The sequence below is a fragment of the uncultured Rossellomorea sp. genome (assembly GCF_947488365.1).
Lineage (GTDB): Bacteria > Bacillota > Bacilli > Bacillales > Bacillaceae_B > Rossellomorea.
Genome location: NZ_CANKZT010000008.1, coordinates 84,337 through 106,246, shown reverse-complemented (window position 1 = coordinate 106,246; position 21,910 = coordinate 84,337). Strand labels below are relative to the sequence as shown.

Genomic DNA, 21,910 nt, shown 5'->3' with positions numbered 1-21,910 from the left:
ATTTTGGCTGGCGGTTTCCTCCTGCGTGTGTATTTTTATATATTTTACACCCGTGATGAGGGGAATTCTATCTTTTTTTTGATGAAAAATTAGGGGTCTGATGGGAATGAAGGGGATTGTAGGATTGGCGCGGTTGCGGGGACGTCACAGAAAAGACACGGATGGGTTTTATGCGCCGGTTTCCTCTTATACATCAAATTTCGAAAGTATGCGTCTTTTTAAAATTTATGCGTCGATTCCTCTGCGTCTTCCTTCCAAAAAAATAGACTGCCGAATCAAGTTCGACAGCCGATCCCATTTTATTCCTTCAAACCTTCATACTGAACCAATACTTCCTTCACAATCTCGCTATCCGGATCCAGTCCGCTCACTTCTTTCAATACATGGGCAGGTCCGTGTTCCTTGATCATGCCCTGGATTTCAACCGCTTGTTCATCCTCAGGATTGTCAAACAATAGCGCTGCAGCAATCGCTTTGGCAAGGTAGGCATAAGAGAGCCCCGCTTTTTGAGCCTCTGTCGTCGGTCGGATCAAGCGGTCATCAGGACCCAGCTTGCGGATCGGCGCCCGTCCCACACGACTGACATCATCATTCAGGTAAGCATTTTTGAAGCGTACGATGTTCTTATCAATATAAGCAAGATGCTCGTTTTCATTAAGTCCGTATTGCTTCACAAGGTAGGCACCTGTTTCTTTCAGTGTCTCCTTGACCTGCTCGGCAATGGCTTCATCGGCCAATGTCTGATCGATCGTTGACTTGCCTTGCAGGTAACCAAGGTACGCAATGACCGCATGGCCTGTATTCACCGTGAACAGCTTACGCTCGATGAATGGAGCAAGGTCGTCTACAATCGTCATGCCTTCAACAGGCGGGATTGTTTCTTTTGTTTCAACCACCCATTCGTAATACGGTTCAACGAGTACATCTAGTGAGCTCTGATCTTGAATCGGTACAATGCGGTCGACGGCTGAATTGAAGAAGTAGACTTTTCCTTCAAGCATCGCAATCGTTTTCTCATCAAGATTTTCTATAATATGATTCTTTAATATATCAGTGGCACCGATCTGATTTTCACATGCAATCACGTATAACGGCTCATCTGATGAGGCGATGCGTTTTTCGATCCCTTTGGCGATCAGGGGAGCGATCCGTGGAAGGATATTCGGTCCGATCGCCGTCGTCAGATAGGTGGATTGTCCGATCGTCTCAATGACTTCCCCTTCTTGATGAAGGTTGTTCAGTCCGGATACATTCTCGATTGTTTCGGTTTCCTTCGTTTCCGTGGCGAGTTTCACTTCGTAGCGTCCTTCTTCATTCAGCTTGTTGATCACCTGCTCGGCGATGTCTACGAAGGTCACGTGGTAACCTGATTGTGTGAATAATGCTCCGATAAACCCTCTGCCTATGTTTCCTGCTCCAAAATGTACCGTTTGTTTCAACATCATCATTCCTTTATCAAATTAGTTTGTAAGTAGTCCAAAAAGATTTCTTCTAATTTCTTTAAAATGACCGCTTCGTTCGTGGACGAATAGATCATCATCGACCGGTGATCTTCGATTAAGCTTGTAGAGATCAGGCTGAGAATTTCCTGTTCCCTCCTGCTCAATTCTTCAGGGGCAAGCATGAGGAGAAGGCTTTTCATCTCCATTTCCCCACCGTCCATCCCTTTGATCTTACAAGGTTCATCCAGATGGGCCACCTGGAAGATCAGCTTCTTCACGTTGTGGTCACGGCAATGGAAGAGGCCCATATTCGTCTTCGGAATCCCGAGTCCGCCTTTTTTCTCCCTTTCGATCAGCTGATGCATGACCACATGCGTGTGTTGAAGAAGTTCGTCCAGTTCCGCTTGTTCCACCATTTCATTCAGGATCCTGAAGTGACTTCCCGTCGACTGCTTCCGGTACACCCGGAAATTGGTGAGGATGGCTTCCATGCTGGAGTGGACATCCTTGATTTCCTGAAGGAGCATCCTGACCTCGGTTTTCTCAACCGATCGCGGCGCTGGCTTCAAGTATTTCTTCCTCGTCAGCTTTTCAACATTATTCTGCAGATAGCTTTGGATGAATCCGATGTCCTTCTCGCTCAATAACGGGCTTACCAGAATATACTCCACTTCCGTAAAGGGGAGCCTGACCGTGGAAATGACAATATCGTAGTCATCAAGGTTTGCACTCTGAAAATCCTTGATCGACAGGATTTCCACCTTGTTGATCATCGTCAGTTCCCGCTGGATGCGGCTGGCGAGCATCTTGGACGTCCCGATCCCTGTCGGACAGACGACCACCGCTTGGATGTTCACCTTCTCTTCATTCATCAGCATGGCCGATCCGAAATGAAGGACGATGAAGGCGACCTCATCATCGGGAAAAGAAATATCCTTGAATTCCGTTTCAAGACTCTTTTTCACTGCTAAAAATAACACGGGATACTTCTTCTTGATTTCATCCGTCAATGGATTGAAAAGATCCAGCTGCTGCTGCAGGCGGAAGATGGACGGTCCCATATGGGCAAGCAGGCCCTGGAAAAGGGAAAAGTCATCGGACAGATCCACATGGAGGTCTTCCGATACATCCTTGATGACATTCTTGATGAGATGGCCAAGGAGGATACTGTCATAGTAAACAACGTCGGGATCCTGAACTTTGGATCCTTTTAAAATAACGGTCAAAAATTGGACATCCCGATTGGTCATGGGAATGGAAAGCTTATCTTTCAGTTCCCTGTAAATCATGTCCATCAGCTGATTTTCAGTAGAATCATGATCCTCCGCTTGCTCATATTTCTGTAATTCGAAGCCCTTTTCGGTTCGTTGTATCGTCAGGCAGGTATACACAACAAGACCGATATAATCACTGTCCGTCAAGGTGATTTGCCCCTCTGCCAAGTGTTGGTTCACCACCCGGTCGACAGCGAGTAAATAGTCCGGTTTGAAATACCCCAGCACCGGCTCATCTAGGTGATTCCCCTTTTGCATCCCATACAGGGTCTCGATGATGTCTTCATAAAAATAGACGAGGAAGAAGCTTGCCAGTGCATGACGTTTGTCGGCTTCATCTGCGGTAAGCTCCACCCCCACCCCTCGTTTCCTTGTCAGGGTGATGCCGTATTTTTGCAGCCAATCTGCGATTTCATCGAGATAAGAAGTGAGAGTCGTGACGCTGATCCCCAACTGCTGTGCAAGGACCTGTTTTTTGAAGGAAGATCCTTCATGGAGAAGGATGATCAATAAACCCAGTTTTCGCTCTTCAGGTGTTTCATCGGTCGGATTCACTTCCGCAAGTTTCTGGATCAAGCGATAGATGTGTTCATTCTTCCCGTCGATGAACAGTCCTTCATTGCCCGTCCGCTTCAGTTCTAAATGATACTGTTTTAAAATGCTTTCGATGGATTTCAGGTTGCGCTGAACGGTTCTCCCGCTCACATTCAAGAATGCAGAAAGAGAGTACACGGTATGTTTTCCCGATGTTTTTACGATCAATTCAATGATGGATTTTTCCCTTGATGTAATAAACATTCTTTCCACTCTTTTCCCTGAATTAGCTTTTATCAATACAAATGAGAACAGAAAGGCAGGGATCCTACCTTTCTGAATGATTGTTCTAGTTGCTATTAATGATGTCCTTCAGTTCTTTGGCTGACTTGGCCAGAACCATTCTGTCGACGTTTTCCTGCTCGGAGCAGACAACGGCGATCCCTGAAAGGATTTCCAGATGTGTGCCGTCCTTGCCGGCGATACCGAAGATCATCTTCGCCTTCTCACCGTTGAAGTCCACGCCGTCCGGAACTTGAACGACCGTGAATCCGGACTTGATGACGGCTTTCTTCGCGTCTTCCGTACCGTGTGGAATGGCTACATTATTACCCATATAAGTAGATGTGATTCCTTCTCTGTCAATCATAGCATCTACATAGCTGTCTTCCACGTATCCTGCTTTGACCAGAGCTTCTCCTGCGAACCGGATCGCCTCTTCTTTTGTGGCAAAAGACTGATTCATGAAGATGTTCTCTTCAAGCAGTAGATCATCATCATGATCAGCATTCGGTTCAGCGTTCACCGTTTCTTCCTCTGCATCCTCCACAACCTCTGCCTGCTCACCCGTGATTCCGTCCTGAAGACTCGCAATCAGCTTGTCGTACTCCGGACTGGATAGGAAATTATCCACGGAAATGTGATAAGCATTCGGAAGCTTATTTTTCGCCCGCGGCGTCAGTTCTTCCTGTGTGATGACCACTTGAGCGTCAGATGGAAGGTTACTGATGGATGTATTCGTTACGCTGACGTCGAGTTTTGCCGCCTTCACTTTCTTACGGAGGAGTGAAGCCCCCATAGCACTAGAGCCCATCCCTGCATCACAGGCAAAGACGATTTTGTTTACTTCTTCAGGCATTGTTCCTTGGCTTACTTGTCCGGCTACAGAACTTTTCTTGCCCTTCATTTCCTGCATTTTCTTCGTTGCGCCTTCGATGTCTTCATCTGTCGTTTTGCTTGATTTCAACACGATGGCAGACACGATGAAGGAAACGGCTGCTGCCACAAAGACGGCTGCAAAGTTTGCCAGATACGCCATTCCTTCTGGAGGGGTAACCGCGGTAATCGCAAGGATACTACCTGGTGATGCCGGTGATACCAATCCTCCACCTAATAAAACAAGGGTGAACACTCCACTCATTCCACCAAGGATGACGGAAACAAACAGCATCGGCTTCATTAATACGTACGGGAAGTAAATTTCATGAATCCCACCGAAAAAGTGAATGATTCCTGCTCCAGATGCAGATTGCTTTGCTGTTCCTTTTCCAAAGAACATGAACGCCAGTAGAATTCCAAGACCTGGTCCCGGGTTGGCTTCTAATAGGAAAAGAATCGATTTTCCACCCTGTTGAACTTGCTCCAATCCGATCGGTGATAGTACACCGTGGTTGATGGCATTATTTAAGAATAAAATCTTTGCAGGTTCGATCAGGATACTTGTTAAAGGAAGCAGTCCAGCTGCCACAAGCCAGTCTACACCTGAGACTAGTAGATTCGTAAATGCGTCCACGGCAGGTCCTACACCAAGGAATGCCAGGATCGCAAGGATTCCTCCAAGAATACCTGCTGAGAAGTTATTGACGAGCATTTCAAATCCTGCTCTGATTTTCCCTTCGATTGCCCCGTCGAACTTTTTGATCACGTAAGCCGCAAGAGGACCCATGACCATGGCACCTAAGAACATCGGTGTATCCGGTGCACCGACAATGACACCCATTGTCGCAATCGCACCCACGACCCCACCGCGCTGGTCGTGTACGAGCTTACCTCCTGTATACCCGATTAAGAGCGGTAACAGGTACGTAACCATCGGCCCTACCAGTTTGGCAAGGCTTTCATTTGGAAAGAACCCAGTTGGTATGAACAACGCTGTAATTAAACCCCAAGCGATAAAAGCGCCAATATTAGGCAGAACCATTGAACTGAGGAAGTTACCAAACTTTTGTACCGCGACTTTCATATTCGATTGAGCCACTTCTCTCATCCTTTCATGTTTGAATAATCATTTTTCTTATATTCATCATAGGCTCCGGATGGTGACGGTTTCAAGAAAGATGAAAACTAACTTTGTCACCCTTGTCACGACAAACCTATTGTTTCTCTGGCCGCGGAAGTTATTCTCACTTAAGAGGGACGGACCTCCTGCTCTAAAAGCAGGAGGTCCGTCCCTCTTTTTATCTTCTATCTTCTTAATCCAACTTCACCTTCACCTGGTCATCCACATATTTCGTTGTGCTGTAGCCCCCTATTTCAAGCTTGGTCAAGTTTACATCTTCCCTGGACGAATCGTTATAAAATTCAATGGTTTGTTCCTTCTCGAAGTAGCGGGGTTGATCCAATTTATCATACTCATATACATCGATTTCATGGATCTTGCCGTTTTTGTCCATCAATACCCCATCGCCATCACTAACTCCAATTGAAGTATTTTCATTCATCAAATAATCGCTGGAGAACCCATAGTGCACTCTTTCATAGGCACGATCCTTCGATACATCATGCGTAAGAATCACCTTCGCCGGATTTCCTGCCTGAATTTCATCAATGGTAATGGTATTCCCTTGATACTCGAATGCCTCGGGCAGGTCCTTGAGATTATCAAGTGGGATGGTTTTCCGATCGTCTACAGATAAATGAATGGAATCAAACAGTATGTCAACTTCTTTTGGATTTTCAAAATATAAGGTGTCAAAGCTTGATGTAAAGGCACTCCATCCCTCCTGGTCAAAGGATTCAACGTACATATTCCCTCCAAAGAGGTCTGCCTTCACTCTCTCCTTATCCGATTCAATGGAATCAAAGGTAATGACATCAATCCTTCTGTCCCCGCCTTGATTCTGAAAGCTGTACTGGAGGAGCGTCGTAGTCGGCGCGATCGTAAGCTTATCCAGGCGGACTGGAATTCCGTCAATGTCGATTTCCTTATCCAGCTTATGCACCCGGGATGACTGCTTTGTAAACGGAATGTCAAAGCTCCAGTCCCCTTCCGCAAATGTCATCTCCCTACTGAAATACTCACCTTTTCGAGTGTCCGGATCTACTTGCATGAGTCTTGCCACATTCAATTTAATGGTTCCGCTGTCCATCGAAACCGGCAGGAGACTCATGGTACCTTTATACACATTTTTCTCTTCATTTTGTATTTCATCCTGATCGACAGGAGGAGAATAGAACATGTTTTGCACATCACGCCTCATGACGTCGTATTCATTCTCGATATGGACTCCTTCATGAGCATTCATCATATAGCGATTGTCTTCCTCGGTATCCTCTATTTCATAAAAGACAAGGGTCTGTACATCATCGGCGACGACACTCTTGATGGTGATCTTCACCCCATTGCTTTCCGACTCGAGATTCAACCTTTCCCCCAGATCATGCTGGAGAATGGCACGCAATTGTTCATCCTCTTCCGTCCATGCATAGTAGAGGCTGGAGAATCCACCTGTCACGAATCCAATCGAAACGATCATTGCGAAAATACCTGCGAAGGCAAGCCAAATCGACTTCCGTTTCTTTATCTTCCGTTGCCTGCGCGCTTCTCTTTCTTCCACCTTATTCTTGACCTTCTCCATGAATCCAACAGGGATCTCCATGGCATCTGTCATTCCTGTCAGAGTCAGTGCCACTTCCTGAAAGGTGGCCAAATCCTCCTGACAGCCCTGACAATGGTAAATATGCATCTCAAACTCTACTTTTCCAGGCCGATCCATCGTTCTACCTAAGTAATCAAGATAATGCTTATGGTATTCCGTGCAGCCCTCGAAAGAACCGTGGCCCAATTCTTTCCGAAGCTTTCGTATAGCTGAAAATAAAACAGATTTTACCTTCTCTTCTGAAATATCAAGAATACGCCCAACTTCCTCATAAGAGCATTCCTTGAAATAGAATAAAGCAATCGCTTCCCTTTCATCCCACTCCAATTGATGTATGGCCTGAAAGAGCGCATCATCATGATTCTGTCCTTCTGAAACCCGGAAACTCTTATCTTTAGAAAGATCCCGACCATTATGTATAAAATGAGAAACAGCCCACGAGTCAAATGAAGGTTCTTTTTTCAAACGGTGTAATTCATTATGTATCATGTTGATTGAACGATAAAATATCTCTTCCAGGTCCTCTTGCTTATTTACATATATCCGTCCAAGGGCATAGAATGACTGGTTACGCTGTACAAACCAATCCATTACCGACTCCAAGTCCTTTTCCCTCATCCTGCTGATCAAAAAGGGAGCTGTTTGCGTTGTGACCATATATGTATTCCCCTCCTAAAAAAAACGAAATATTCCAAAATAAAACATGTAATTCCATTTTACCATATAAAGGGTGTGTGTTTGGGTTAAAAAAAACGGAAGACGAATTCCCAGACAAAATTCTGGCAAACACGATCAAATACAATTGACTAACTTATTCCATTTCAATATATTTTTTTTACTGAAGAGTCATTTATTAGTCTATGAAAGAGTCTGGAGGATGTAGATGAAAACAAAGGACAAGTTGATGGATTTTTTTCACTTGCAGTCGGATGAGATCATCGGTGAATGGTTACAGTTGCGGGAAGTCGATCAATTTTCCATCTTTAATGTGAACGCACCGAAAGAAATTGAAGAAAAACTTAGGCAGGAGTCAGGAAGCTTTATACTCTATATAACCGAGGCGTTGGTCGATGAAGAACAGAAACTTTCGAACGAGCTTTTAAAGTGGTCGAATCTCATTGCCAAAGAGCGTGTGAATGACGGGACAAGTATCGATAAGGTGCTTGAACAATTTCACCGTTTCAGGAAAGTTTATTTTCAATTTATGAAAGCTTGGCTGATGGAAAATGAAGATCTTCTGCTGGAAGCCCGCTATGCCATGATTGAAAACTACCATTCCATCTTTGATGAAGTGATAAAAACCTTTGTTATATCCTACAAGACTCATTATGAAAGCAGACTCAAGGATCAAATGGGACTCATTAATGAATTGAGCTCACTCATTATTCCATTATCCAATACGATCGCGATACTCCCACTGGTCGGGGATATTGATACAACGAGGGCAAAGTATATCATGGAGCATGCCCTAGAGAAGTGTGTGGAAAAGGAAATCCAGCATTTGGTGGTGGACCTTTCAGCCGTGCCTGTCATCGACACCATGGTCGCCCAGAAAATCTTTGAACTTATGAACACCCTGACTTTGGTGGGGGTCGATCCTGTCATCACGGGAATCAGGCCAGCCATCGCACAAACTGCCGTTCAACTCGGCATCCCCCTTGGATCTTTGCATATTCACTCTACGTTACTCCATGCTTTGAAGAGCCTGGGATACAGCATCAACCCAAGAACATAATATATAGAAAAGGTCTGGATCCCAATGGTCCAGACCTTATGCATATCTATGAACGGTCGATTTCACCAAGCTGCTCATGCATGTCCAGCTCGATCATCTTTTTGGCCTTAGAGAAAGTAAACACTTCGTTAGAGACCCAATGATTATATAACTTAGAAAGGGCATTCCTGTGGTAGACCGTGCCTTTTACCTCTGAGAAGAAATAGATGATCAAGAGGTTGACCACGTCTTTAGGAAGGGCCTTTTTACGCTCGATAGACTTTAACGACAGGGTATCCAATCCTCTTAATCGGTCTCCGATCACCGATTCTGCCATATGAAACGGATCTGATGTCCGGCATAATTCCACTAATTCTGGATTAATATCTTCGAATTTCAAAGTGAATTCCCCTTTTACATAGAAAGTGAACGAAAAACGCGACACTTCAACCTTTTTTAGATTAAGATCAACTACTATGTAGTATAACAGAAAAATGGGACATTCATGACTTCCTGTATGCTTAATTTTTTATTAACCAGAATTCCATCTTTCTCTCTTTAGCAGAAGGATAGACAAGACGTTTCACCTGTTCCTCCACCAGGAAGCATTCCGTAATCCACCCAGGAACCGAACCATGCTCTTTCTTCCAAAGATGGGTTCGTTCCAGAGCATCCTCTACCCTCATTTTCACCCATGTGTTGTCATCCTCCGTCACTCTCTTCAACCATGATTCACCTGAGAGGCTAAAGTACGGAACCCCCCCCAAGATGGCTCTTATTTCTAGCCCATATCAAGCTTTCCCTGGGGAGGAAGCCTATATGACGATTTTCAGAAGCCACCTGTGTGAACTCTTCTAAATAACAGAAACATCCTGACCATTGCCGATCAGTACTTCGCGGTCGGATCATTTCCGACATATAAATCGATTGACCTTTATGAAACAGATTGTCGATCTCCCGATTGATAAAAATGGGCTCTCTCCGATTATAATTAGAGTCGGACTGAGGCGTACCACAGGTAAATCCATTTTGGGAAAATCGAATCATTTTGACAAATTGCATATTGCTGCCCCTCCTTTTAGGTGAATTCCCCAAGGGCGTTTTTTCCAAATTCACTCTATAATGGTGGTAATTACCTTTATAGAATGGTTTTAAACAATTTGTTTTATAGAATAAAAAGAAACGAGCGATTACAGAGTAACCGCTCATTAAATCGCTTCTACCGTTGCTCATTCAATGCTCGCTCAAGAGTCGAAGTGACAGAAATATTTTCAAATGATATACCAAGTTGAATAGCGGTTTGGGCAATTTCCGGGCGAATGCCGGAGATTGAACTTTTCACACCAATCAAGTTCAAACTCTCCATTATCTGGAATAATTGATGAGCAACCATCGTGTCCACCATGATGACACCTGATAAATCAATAAACAAGTGCTCAACATTTTTATCGACGCATTCGGCCAGTGTATTCTCGAGGATATACTTCGCCCTTCCTGTATCGATATCACCGACAAGAGGCAGCACCCCTGTCTTTTTATCGATTAAGATGACAGGTGAACTCAATTCTTTGATCATTTCCTGCTGTGCCTTCAAACGCCTTTGGGCATACTCGTAATTTTCTTCTGCAAACTTGGAAATGACAAGACCAAAGGTTTTAATGATCAACTCTCTGAATGAATCGATTCTCTCCGCTGGATAATCAGTGCCATACAGGCGTTCAAATTCCTTCAAAATCTCCAAATATTGATCCTGGGTTCTGAAGAATTCCCTCAGTATATAGTGAGTTGGGGTTTGTAAGTGCTCTTCATCTTTTGCAATTTCTTCGATCCATTCAGCGAAATTACATAGTGCGTCCTGCCCTATATCTTTAAAAAGGAGACAAAAACGTTCGTGAAATTCGTGATTTTGGCGCTTCAACGTTAGGATGACCTGTGGATCAGTTGAAGAATAAACGCCTGAGACATCACTTTTATCAAGGGATTCATACCAATTCTCCGTCAGTTTCCACGTACGTTCTTTCATAAATTCATAAAATTTTTCCTCTACCTGCATATTCGACCTACTTTCTATAAGACAAGATATTGTGATCAGTTCATAAGCCATGATCCTGACGGGCAGGAATGTATAAGACTATCTTAGTTGCCTATACCCTAAATGACTTATTCATATGCCTATAAGAGTAATGTACTATTTCCTTGAACGAAAGGGAAGAAAAAGTTGAACAAATGGTGTACAAGGACCATTTTATTTTCTATGTTTTTCCAAAATTATGATTGATTTGACCTTGAAAGGTTGCATATTTTCATAAAAAAGTACACTATCCCTTTGGGAAAATAAGGGATGTGCCCTGATGAAAAAGCTGGTCGGAAATCGCATTGTCAGAAAAAGATTAGTAGGGGATAAATAAAAACAGAAAAGAATGTGTGCAATAAGAAAGACTTCCCCATCTTTCCTCTTTATTAATTAGTAAATTACTTTACCATTTCCTCAATATCTACGAACTCTTAGAACCATTTCGGACTACATGTTGAAAGAACCAATGCAGCGTAAGGAATGCCACTAAATAAACGGGGAGCGAGTACCATATTTTCCACTCTAGATGTTTCATATAACCGTTAAAACTCAGCAACAGTTCTATAAAGAACGAGAGTACTGTCCAAATGAGCACATAAAACAATGGCTTATCCGGTTTCATAATATTCAAGTATAAAAGCGCAATAAACGAGGGAGCAAAGGCCACCAGTGCAAAATCGGAAACTTCCACACCTTTGGTTGGTCCAAAATCTACATAATCCAACATAAGCCCTACCAGAACATGTGCCAACGCACCAAAATAACCAACGAACGGAAACATGATGAGATTTTCCCTAAGTGTTAACCTCTTTGGCACGAACATCAGTGCAATGACTAAAAAAAGAATAAGTCCCCATACTAATATCAAGCTGAAACAACCCCTTTGTCGGTTAAAAAGAATACTTCTCCTTATTTTGCTGAAACATAAGAAAATTATGTACTTAACCGGGGTTCTTTAAATTCCCGGAATTCCGGATATCGACATCAACTACAAAGTCTGTGGACAAGTTTTGATAATACTTCGATCTCCACTCCTTTAAGTCCATCCTCGGTATTTCTTTTCTGAATAATTGGCCAAGTCCTAGAATATCCGCCTCACTATTCTGTAGCTTCGAGAACATCTTATTCAAACGATCTGTCAGAAGCTTTTCCAATCCCTTTTCAATCATTTTCTCTGTAGGATCTCCTTTTGTTTCCAGTATCATGACATCTAACTTTATTTTGGAATATAAGAACGGTTCTTTCCGCACCTCACTTGTATGTTCAATCGTATTTCCTAAGATCAAGACACTTCCTTCATTGAGCACCTCTATTTTCCCTTCAGTGCTTTCTCCCTTAAATGCATTATAAAGAAGGGTTTCATTAGGGTTGATTTCTTCTACCATTTTTCCGTTCTTTATCACCGCTGACCCCACATGGTCCACTAACGTCGTCTCTCCAAGACAGAGCATCGGGATGGCCACGTCCCGGGTATAAGAGTGAATACTTCTATAAACTTCCCAAACTCTGGTTAAAGCAACCTGAGGGTCCCAACCGGCATTCTTTTCAAAGAAATCCAACAGAGTCGTCCCGCGCGGAGAGGTGTTTTTCTCCATACTTTCGAAAAATCGGTCAATATCGTCGTTACAAATGGCAACCAATGCTTTTGAAGATACATCCCTCGACCTCATAATACCTGAAATAAGGTCCTTCACACCTTCTTCTGCAAGAAGTCGATCGATGACAATTACCTTTACGTGAAGCAAATCGACACTGCTTTCCATGTCAGCACTGATATCATCTACAATTTCATTAATCGTTTCACCAACACCAACAACCACTTTCGTTTGTATCATATCCTGCTGAGGGTGGGGAATCTGCAGAAAGACTTTATATTGGTCACTATCCTTGGATATCCCCAAGACAACGGGCATCACCCGATGATTAATATCTCTGGTATCCCAACAGCCACTCATCATGAAAACCAAGAATAAGAGAGAAAGCCAGATCACCGCTTTTTTACACCTCAACTTGCATTCTCCTTCCTTGTTCTTACACCAAGAAACCAAATTGAAATTGGAACTCCAAAGATGACATAAAATCTTAGGGGAGTATTCCATTTAAAGAGCTGTTCAACGTCACTCCAATTTGGAATCCACAAACAAATGATGTAAATGATGAGTGAAACCGATATTACTAAATAAGATGATTTCATGGTTGGAAGCACACATTTATTTATTATTTTTACACTCATCCATAATACGAGTGATATAAACAACAATATATAAATCACTATACTTAGTAAGAAAAACATGGTGAGTCGATCAAACATAAGCCATGTCAAATTGATGGCATCCACTGTCATGATGAAAGGGAACATAAATGTAGATGCTGTTGCCTGGCCAAATGTAAGGACGGGTATATATACAGATATGGTAAAGATGGGAATAAGTGCAACCGCAGCAAGCAAAACTTTTTTGCTCTTATAGGGAAGGACCGGCCTTACAAACCCAATAAACAGAAATACACCACCGATGGCAAAGAAGCTTCTATGGTAAGAGGAGTCAGTCAAAAAAGAAAAATCTTCATTCCATAAGGGATATACATAGTGCCAATCCACGTTCTGAAACGCAACCACCAATATGAAGCAAACCAACGGGAATAATAATAAGAAGAGAAGTATAGCTGTACGAAAGATGGCTTCTACTCCCTTAATAGCTAAATAACATGATAAGATAAGCAGCAATGCCATGATCGCCCAGATGGGAGTGTTTGATAGAAACACAATGGTAACGACTTCTGAATACGCCCGGACTGTTATGATGTTAGCCATTAAAAAATAGAGGAGAGCGGGGAACAGAAAAATGAATGTCATCAACTTTCCCTCACGCAGATAAATGGTGATGATATCTTGTTGCGGAAAACGATCAAGCCCCGTCAAAAGCAAGAATAAAATAATGAAATGTACGATGACTCCGATAATGATCGGAATCCAATGTCCTTGAGATGAGCTTTCAATGATATTACTAGGATACAAAAACAGAATAAGGCCTATGTGGGTTAAAATGTACATAATGACAACATACAAGCTTCTATCCACTATTACTAACTCCTTTAATCTTGAGGTAAGGCACCCCAAAAGTGCTTATCCCCGCTAAGTATGCACAAACTAAGAATATTCCTGCCAATATGCCGAATACCCCAAAAATCGAAGAAAGAATCAAGATAAGATATTTAAAGATTCGGATGGAGATGGAATTTTGAAATCCAATGATGGTAGAGTTGGCAATCGTAGTGGCGGCTAAGATGATAATCAGTAAATTGCTTACTAATCTCGCCTCGACTACGGCCTGACCCAGAATGATCCCTCCTACCATTGTAATGGTAGGACCGATGCTTTTCGGAAGCCTAATACTCGCCTCCAATATTAATTCAAGAATAAGAAGCATGAAAATGGTCTCAACAAATGCCGGATAAGGGACACCTTCACGAGTCTGAGCAACGGATAATGCTAATTCAATACGGAGCATCTCAGGATTGACAGCGACCAATGCTACATACAGCCCTGGTAAAACAAGGGCAAGCAATGTACCGATAATCCTGAGCAACCTCACTGAAACCATGATAGGGAAAGAGAAATTCCGATCATTCTCAAGGAAGAACATATCCCAGAAATCGCTTGGAAGAATAAGAGCAAAAGGTATTCGATCCAGAAATAATACAAGTTTTCCTTTTTGCAGGCTCCTGTATACTTCTTGGGGCGCCTCTGTTGTGTTGAAGGGAGAAATCAGGGTTCGGGTCGACAATCCTAACATCTTCGTCACATCTTGTATGGTATGAAGGGATTGATCCATATTTGATGTGATCTGGTGGACGACCCTGCTCACATAATCCACATCTGCGCTATCCTTACGATACACTACCGAAAGCGTTCTTTTCTCTACACCCCCTCCTGAGAAGGATCTTATCTGCAAGTCTTTTGAAACGACCTGTTTGCGGATAATCCCAATATTTGTATCGATGTCTTCATTGAAAGAACTCAATGGCCCTTGTAGGGTATTTTCATTGATAGGAGGCTCGATTGAACGATTCAGCGCCTTTGCAACCGGGTCCATCCTGAAGAAAGGCCCATTTTCCTCAACTCTTGAGATGATCAGCTTCCCTTCCAAAATCGCTTCGATGACTTCCTCTCCATCATGAAGCAATTCACCCATCGTCCCTGATATGACTCGATCTTCGATTACCTGGATTGTTTTCTGTACATCTATAAGACTTTTAAGCCCTGACAATAAATAGCGAGATTCACCAAAATCTTGATGCACCTGAAAGAAATCATCATTGTCCCCTATTGATGCCTTCATCTCCAATAAATATGAATCCATTATAATAGACTCCTTCTATACATATCTCTTGATTACTGTCCCCAAATTTAAGGTGAATATGTATATGGAACTAGGGATCCAAACAATGAAAGGTCAATCCGAGAAAACCCTTTCAACCATCAAGCACTTCCCTGGCCACGGGGATACTTCCGTAGATTCACACCTGGAGCTTCCGGCAAACTGGAGGTTATTCAAACAGGAGAGGTTGACTTAACGAAGCTTAATCATTCGATTGAGTCCATTAAAAAGAGAATCCAGCGATAAAAAAATGGTTGTCTAATAAGGTATAATCAGAAAAATAATCAAAGTCAAAAAGCCAAGAATGCTGATCCAATAGCATTCTTGGCTTTTTTTAAGATTTTGTGTTGGAGTTTTTTCGGAAAGAAAACACACGTCAGCTTTCCCGGAATAACAAGGTTCCTGTTAGGATCCGATATTGCGATACTCCTCAGCAATCCTGATACTCTTTTGCTGGGTGAAAGCACTGACAGCTATGACAATGACGATGTTGCAGATCAATCCAAGGATACCTGCATGTATTTCGAAAGGCGTGGTTTCTGCGACTAACTGGTAATAGTAGTTTACAAATGTACCTACGACGAGTCCCGTGATCACAGCCGGGCCGGTCACCCTTTTCGAATAGAGGGCTCCGTATACACCAGGTGCGAATTGAACGATGGAACCATAGGCTCCCAGCAATAGGGCGATGAGCCCCTGCCCCCCGAATACGGTGATAAAGTAAGCAAGCCCTCCGACAACAAACACACCGATTCTCATCAGAAGCAATGTGGTTTTATCAGAAAGGTCCGATTTTACATTCTTAATGACCCCATCCGTAAATTCCAGCGAAGCACTGTGGGTGATGGCATCTGCCGTAGACATGGCTGCTGCTAACGCTCCTGCACCTACAAGCCCGTAAACCCAGCCGGGAAGGCTAAGGACGGTGGTGATCAGGTAAGGAAGAATTTCATCCGGTGCTCCAATGTCAGCTGGATTGACGACATTCACTGCCGAAAAGCCAACAAATAATAGTGGGATAAGGAACAGGGCAAAGATCGGATACACCAATACGGTTTTCTTAATCGTTCGTGCATTGGAGGCGTATGACTTTGAAAATAGGTGTGGCCACATTAAGAACCCTATGAGAGATACAAGAATCGTGGTCGTATAAGCTGTCCCTGACATGGTAGACCCTTCATTCCCGATTTCAAAAAAGGCAGGGTTGTCCTGAACGAGGTTGGTAAACATCCCACCCACGCTGTCGTGGAGCTTATTCACAATCGCAAGGCCGACTACCCACGAGATGACAATCATTAAGATCCCCTGGAACACGTCAGACCATGCCGCTGCCCGCAATCCACCTGTTGCAACATAGACGACTACGATTCCATACGCGAGCAGGGCTCCAAGCCAAAGAGGAATACGTCCTTCAGTCATGATATTGAAGATGTAGGCCATCCCTTTCATCTGCGTGGCTAGGTATTGAATGGAGGCGAGTAACGCAATGACCCCAATTAAGATAGGAAGCGTCTTACCTCCGTAACGTTTTTTCATAAAGCCGGAAACCGTGTATATATTGAATTTACGACCGATTTTCCCGATTTTCGGACCGATGATGTACCATGGGAGAATCGCAAAAGCGGTATAAGTTAAAATATAAAGTGCGGGTGCTCCTTTGGAATATGCCCACCCTGGAGCGCCGAGAAATGAAAAGGCACTGAACACAGCCCCTCCCATCAGGAACCACATCACAACCAAGCCGAGACCTCCGCCAGCAACGGTAAACTCATCTAATGAATGTTTATCATGACCTCTTCCTGCCATCACACCAACTACTAATGCAATCACAAGATAGCCGATCATCATGATCATTGCAATCTGCCAATCTGCCATTAATGGACCTCCTCTTCATCTTTGTCTGGATCGATCCGATAGAGTATAAGAACGATTAGAAAGGTAATGATAATCCATAAAATCACCCAGAATATCGAAAACGGCAGCCCCATGATGATCGGGGTTGCCCTGTTTCCAATTGAAAACAAGGGGAAGATCAATAGAAGAAACGGTAAAATCAGAGACAAGCAATAGATTTTCGTAAACGCGCTTTTACTCATAAAACACCCTCCTTTTTTGCTGCATATTCCCCTTTCCCATCAAGGATCGTTAACTCTACTTTTAACTCTCGTAATCTTTCAGGTTCACAGTGTAAAATCGACTCATTCAACACAACCAGATCGGCGAGCTTCCCTGCTTCGATGCTGCCTTTTATGGGTTCTTCAAAGCTCGCATATGCACCGTTCCATGTATAGGCCTTAATCGCTTCCTCTAGGGTGATTCGTTGTCCGGTCCCTATCACTTCACCGGATTTACTCATGCGAGTGACAGCTGAATAAATCCCTTGGAGCGGATCCACGGCGGTGATCGGGCTGTCAGATCCGATTGCAAAAGGAATCTGCGCTTCTGAAAAGCTCTTTAAGGGGAACATGACGTCGACCCGTTCTCCATAATCTTTCACGTAGCCGTCGCCGAATTCATAAATGAAGGCTGGGTTTGGTATCGGAACAATATCAAACTCTTTTATCCGGTAAATGAGGTCTGCTGGTGTCATGCCGGAATGTTCAATGCGGTGACGATGGTTTTCACGGGGGTGTAGGTCAAGAGCATGGCGAATGGCTTCAATCATCATTTCAACCGCTTTGTCCCCGATGGCATGTGCGGTGATTTGCCACCCCGCTTCATGCGCTTTTCCGAGGGACCCGTTTAATTCATGCTGGTTCAAATATAAAATGCCTGAGTCATTTGGATTGCTCGTGTAGGCCTCCCTCGTCTTGGCTGTAGGGCCACTGCTGCTTCCGTCGATAAACACTTTGGCAGGCCCGATTTTCATCCACTCATCCCCAAGGCCTGTCCCTATTCCGCTTACCAGGCCTTTCTCCACCATTTCTACAGAATCATGCAGCGAACCGTAAAGTGCGTATACCCTCTGCTTAACTCTCTTTGCTCTTACTGCTTTTTGAAGGAACCGAATATGTTCAGGTCCATATCCCCCGGCATCATGGACACTCGTAATTCCTTTTGTTAAATAATCCTGGGAAGCGAGGGACAATCCCTGCTGCACCTCATCCTCAGAATAATTGGCTGTAAGAAACATGTTCATATGGGCAGCTTCCAGCAGCAATCCGGTTAATTCGCCGTTTTCCCGTACATATTTCCCTCCATTCGGATCTTCTGTTTCAGGATGAATACCCGCAAGCTCCAGCGCTTTCGTATTCACGCACGATATGTGCCCGCATGTCCGGACCACAATGATCGGGTGTTCGGTGGAAACCTGATCAAGATCCCACCGAGTTATGTGCCTTCCCTCTTTAAGGGTATTCTGGTTATAACCCCAGCCCCGGATCCATTCCCCCTTTGGAGTTAATCGTACTCTCTCCTTCAACTTCCCGAGGAGCTCTTTTATACTTCCTGCCTCCTTGCCGTTCACCCCGAGCCTATTGGTTCCATAAAGTTCGAGGTGGGCATGAGCATCAATAAAGCCGGGCAAGAGACTTCTTCCCTCCAAATTCACAATCTTCGTTCCTTCACCTGCAAATGATAGAATTTCTTCATCCGTGCCGACCGCGATTATTTTATTATCCTGAATGGCAACCGCCTCTTTCACGGAAAATTCAGAATTCACAGTAACCACTTCTCCGTTTACGAAGAGCATCGTCGCTCTCAAACGATCACCTCCCAAATGGGACAGAGGGACAGGTCCCTCGTCCCAGCCTTCTCTTACTTATCATGAACAGCAGCAGAGCCGTCTTTTGGGACAAGGTGCCTGTCCCCATGTCCCTTACAAACACGCAATGCTGTCGCGTATAGGAGCTGAACTCCTTTTTCCACATCATCCATCTCGGCATACTCCATTGGATTGTGGCTGATGCCTTTTTCACAGCGTATGAAGATCATCCCGTAATCACTGATATAGGACATGAATAAGGCATCATGGAAAGGGCCGCTCATTAAGGTCGGTGAATCCAGTCCAAGCTTTTCATCCTCCTCCTTCATAATGTCCTTGATCCAGTCTGCACAATATCTCGGTTCACTCCGGGTATCTTCTTTAATCTCGTATTTAAGATTGTAACTGATTGCCGTCTCCTCGATGATTTGATAGAGTTTTTCCTCCAGTTTCGTACGTGCTTCAACATCTATATCACGAAGGTCCACGGTAAACTCCACCTTTTCGGCAATGATGTTTCTTGAGTTCGGGAACACCTGCATACTGCCTACCGTTCCTACTGTGGTTCCGGTTCCTTCTCTTTTAACCAGCTCATCGAATTTCCGGATGATTTCCGACGCACCGACAAGGGCATCCTGCCTCATCGTCATCGGCACCGAACCCGCATGGCCCGCGAATCCTTCTAGTGTAACGGTCAGCCAGATCGGTCCGGAGATGCCTGAAACAATTCCGACTGGTTTTCCCTTTTCCTCAAGGACCGGCCCCTGTTCAATATGTAACTCCAGAAACGCTGCGATATCACCTTTTTGGTAAACAGGACTTGCGGTTACATCCGGCTCGACCCCGAATTCCTTCAACGCCTCTCTTCTCGTCACACCCTGCTTGTCTTTACGGTCCAGTTCGCCTTCCTCAAGCATCCCGGCTATAGCCCGGACTCCAAATACTCCTTTGTTAAACCGGCAGCCCTCTTCATCGGAAAAACAAACCACTTCAATGCTCCGGTCCGGGACGATTCCATTGTCCTTCATACTATGAATGACTTCGATCGCTCCCAGTGCACCTGCAGTCCCGTCGAACCTCCCGCCATATGGCTGAGAATCAATGTGTGAGCCCAGCATAAGGATCGGCTTATCCTTGTCGGCACCTTCTATCCTTCCAATCAAATTTCCGAAGCCGTCAATCCTGGCCGTCAAACCCGCCTCCTCCATCCAGCCTTTCACCACTTCCACTGCCTGGCGATCCTCCTTGGAATGGGCCAAACGGCAAACGCCTGTCTCCCCGATCTTCCCGATTTCAGCTAACTCCTCTAGATGACGCTTTAATCTTTCTCGATTGATTGACATAGAATCATCCTTTGCTTACATATTTTATAGCCTTAACTTTAGTTTATTTTGAAAAAGCCTGTTTATCATTAGACACTTTGTCTATAAAAGATCCTGTGATCCGTACAGAATGACAAATAGAATGAAATTTCAGAAAAATTAGTAGAGTCTTCTATTCAATGAATATCGGACACCAACCCCCTTTCGACTTCCACTCCCTTATTTAGACTAGTTTCTAGAACATTTTCACTTAATCCTGCCTGACTTTTGAAAATGAAGAGATTTACATAGGCGTTTTCGCAAGAACAGATACATTTATTAGGACAAGTTCCCTGTCCTGCTTGCCAATTACTTGCCATGATGAAGATAATCCGGCCGAAATGAGTATAAATCCGGCCGTTTTTCACGAAAATCCAGCCGAAATCCTGATAAATCCGGCCGTTTCTGTTGATAATCCGGCCGTTTTCGAAAAAAATCCAGCTGATTTACATAAATTTCAAAAAAACTTCATTAAGCGCAGCAAAAAAATAGAGAGGCCACTCGCTATGCGAATGACCTCTCTACTTCGATATGCATATCATCGTCAGACCTACAAACGTGGTTAACCGCTTGGCGTGCTCAACCGACTTTCTGTTTTTAACCATCAATAATTTTCTGCTCTCTTTGTTCGTTGCTGCGAATAAATCAGCATCCCAAAGAATACGAGCACGGATGCCAGGATCAGTCCGAGTGAGATAGAGGAAATTGATAACATCTTAAAAATGACGCTTACTGCGACCACCATGTACAAAACTGCAAGCATCTTTTTGACGGTAACGTCTGAGAATCGTTTCAGCTGGATGGAGCCGATCGGGGTTCCGATCAAGGTTCCGATGATCAGCATGATTCCATGACGGTAATCGAGTGCTTCCCCCGCATACATGTACGAGCCGATCCCTGATAATACGATGATCGAGGCTGCCGATATGCTGGTTCCAATCGATTTGGTGAGATCAAGCTTCAGCCATTTCGAGAGGAGCGGAGTCATGACAAATCCACCGCTGACCCCCATAAGTGAAGAGATGATACCGGTGAAGATACCGATAAAGGGAGTTGCAGATACTCCTTTCGCTTGCGCTTCCTTTCTTCGTTTAGTTAAAAACTGGTAAGAAAACCAGCTTAATATCCCAATATAGACAATGGAGATAACCGTGGAAGCTCCATTCATCGAATCGAGCCACTTCACAAATGGTACGGTGATGACTGATCCGATCACTCCGAATCCCCCGAGGACAACCGCTAATTTCATATTTACATTTTTTAATTGAATGTGTGACACTGTCCCCGTCGCAGTCGATCCCAATGTCAGCATTAAGGAGAGAACGATCGCCTGGCTTGGTTCATAGCCAAGTACAAGTAAGGTTGGTGTGAGAACTATCCCGCCGCCTATACCAAAAAAACCAGAAATGATGCCGATGACTGCTCCGCCTATGATAAATAATAACCATTCCATCTTGTTGTTCACTTCCTTCGTCTCACATTATACCTTTCCTTAAGATATAATAGAAATGAATAATAATAATGTAGACGATTACGTTTTGTAATGGAGGG

General features: G+C 43.9%; 17 protein-coding genes and 1 pseudogene. 2 read left to right on the top strand and 16 right to left on the bottom strand.

Annotated features, from left to right (window positions below; translation table 11 throughout):
• Nucleotides 1-299 precede the first annotated feature (299 nt).
• The 4 genes from Q1B03_RS20120 to Q1B03_RS20105 form a co-directional block, all read right to left on the bottom strand.
• Nucleotides 300-1,439, bottom strand: coding sequence for a mannitol-1-phosphate 5-dehydrogenase (locus tag Q1B03_RS20120; RefSeq protein WP_299745955.1), 1,140 nt, complete (start codon nt 1,437-1,439; stop codon nt 300-302).
• Nucleotides 1,440-1,444: 5 nt separating this feature from the next.
• Nucleotides 1,445-3,514 carry a BglG family transcription antiterminator gene (locus Q1B03_RS20115; protein ID WP_299745952.1) on the bottom strand — a complete coding sequence of 690 codons (2,070 nt, stop codon included), beginning with the start codon at nt 3,512-3,514 and terminating at the stop codon, nt 1,445-1,447.
• Nucleotides 3,515-3,599: 85 nt separating this feature from the next.
• Complete coding sequence (locus tag Q1B03_RS20110; RefSeq protein WP_299745950.1) at nt 3,600-5,507, bottom strand: PTS mannitol transporter subunit IICBA; 1,908 nt, start codon at nt 5,505-5,507, stop codon at nt 3,600-3,602.
• Between the two features lie 214 nt (nt 5,508-5,721).
• Entirely contained in the window at nt 5,722-7,785 is a 2,064-nt protein-coding gene (locus Q1B03_RS20105; protein ID WP_299745947.1) for a sigma-70 family RNA polymerase sigma factor, read from the bottom strand.
• A gap of 226 nt (nt 7,786-8,011) precedes the next feature.
• Here Q1B03_RS20105 and Q1B03_RS20100 point away from each other — a divergent pair, with 226 nt between their 5' ends.
• A complete protein-coding gene (locus Q1B03_RS20100) occupies nt 8,012-8,863 on the top strand; it encodes an STAS domain-containing protein (protein ID WP_299745944.1) in 852 nt (283 codons plus the stop codon).
• A gap of 46 nt (nt 8,864-8,909) precedes the next feature.
• On the opposite strand, the gene Q1B03_RS20095 is transcribed toward Q1B03_RS20100, so the two are convergent.
• The 7 genes from Q1B03_RS20095 to Q1B03_RS20065 form a co-directional block, all read right to left on the bottom strand.
• The gene (locus Q1B03_RS20095) at nt 8,910-9,242 is read right to left on the bottom strand and encodes a hypothetical protein (RefSeq protein ID WP_299745941.1); all 333 of its coding nucleotides are present in this window, start codon (nt 9,240-9,242) and stop codon (nt 8,910-8,912) included.
• A 121-nt stretch (nt 9,243-9,363) separates the two neighbouring features.
• On the bottom strand, nt 9,364-9,567 hold the full coding sequence (locus tag Q1B03_RS20090; protein ID WP_299745938.1) for a hypothetical protein: 204 nt from the start codon (nt 9,565-9,567) through the stop codon (nt 9,364-9,366).
• Between the two features lie 494 nt (nt 9,568-10,061).
• Nucleotides 10,062-10,895: an STAS domain-containing protein gene (locus Q1B03_RS20085; protein WP_299745935.1), complete on the bottom strand. Its 834-nt coding sequence runs from the start codon at nt 10,893-10,895 to the stop codon at nt 10,062-10,064.
• 442 nt (nt 10,896-11,337) lie between these two features.
• Nucleotides 11,338-11,784 carry a hypothetical protein gene (locus Q1B03_RS20080; RefSeq protein ID WP_299745932.1) on the bottom strand — a complete coding sequence of 149 codons (447 nt, stop codon included), beginning with the start codon at nt 11,782-11,784 and terminating at the stop codon, nt 11,338-11,340.
• Between the two features lie 73 nt (nt 11,785-11,857).
• A complete protein-coding gene (locus Q1B03_RS20075; protein WP_299745929.1) occupies nt 11,858-12,925 on the bottom strand; it encodes a Ger(x)C family spore germination protein in 1,068 nt (355 codons plus the stop codon).
• Nucleotides 12,922-13,995 (bottom strand): GerAB/ArcD/ProY family transporter, encoded by a 1,074-nt coding sequence (locus Q1B03_RS20070; protein WP_299745926.1) that lies wholly within the window; start codon nt 13,993-13,995, stop codon nt 12,922-12,924. The genes Q1B03_RS20075 and Q1B03_RS20070 overlap by 4 nt, the downstream gene beginning before the upstream one ends.
• On the bottom strand, nt 13,988-15,277 hold the full coding sequence (locus Q1B03_RS20065) for a spore germination protein (protein WP_299745923.1): 1,290 nt from the start codon (nt 15,275-15,277) through the stop codon (nt 13,988-13,990). The genes Q1B03_RS20070 and Q1B03_RS20065 overlap by 8 nt, the downstream gene beginning before the upstream one ends.
• A gap of 70 nt (nt 15,278-15,347) precedes the next feature.
• Here Q1B03_RS20065 and Q1B03_RS20060 point away from each other — a divergent pair.
• Nucleotides 15,348-15,452 (top strand): annotated as a pseudogene (locus Q1B03_RS20060) (glycoside hydrolase family 3 N-terminal domain-containing protein); the annotation flags it as partial.
• Nucleotides 15,453-15,700: 248 nt separating this feature from the next.
• On the opposite strand, the gene Q1B03_RS20055 reads toward Q1B03_RS20060, so the two are convergent.
• From Q1B03_RS20055 to Q1B03_RS20035, 5 genes are all read right to left on the bottom strand, one after another.
• Nucleotides 15,701-17,170 (bottom strand): sodium:solute symporter, encoded by a 1,470-nt coding sequence (locus Q1B03_RS20055; RefSeq protein WP_299745920.1) that lies wholly within the window; start codon nt 17,168-17,170, stop codon nt 15,701-15,703.
• The gene (locus Q1B03_RS20050; RefSeq protein WP_299745918.1) at nt 17,170-17,391 is read right to left on the bottom strand and encodes a DUF3311 domain-containing protein; all 222 of its coding nucleotides are present in this window, start codon (nt 17,389-17,391) and stop codon (nt 17,170-17,172) included. Before Q1B03_RS20050 ends, Q1B03_RS20055 begins: the two co-directional genes overlap by 1 nt.
• Entirely contained in the window at nt 17,388-18,998 is a 1,611-nt protein-coding gene (locus Q1B03_RS20045) for an amidohydrolase (RefSeq protein ID WP_299745915.1), read from the bottom strand. Before Q1B03_RS20045 ends, Q1B03_RS20050 begins: the two co-directional genes overlap by 4 nt.
• A 53-nt stretch (nt 18,999-19,051) precedes the next feature.
• Nucleotides 19,052-20,341: a M20 family metallo-hydrolase gene (locus Q1B03_RS20040; protein WP_299745912.1), complete on the bottom strand. Its 1,290-nt coding sequence runs from the start codon at nt 20,339-20,341 to the stop codon at nt 19,052-19,054.
• A gap of 622 nt (nt 20,342-20,963) precedes the next feature.
• Entirely contained in the window at nt 20,964-21,812 is an 849-nt protein-coding gene (locus Q1B03_RS20035) for a sulfite exporter TauE/SafE family protein (protein WP_299745909.1), read from the bottom strand.
• Nucleotides 21,813-21,910: the final 98 nt, after the last annotated feature.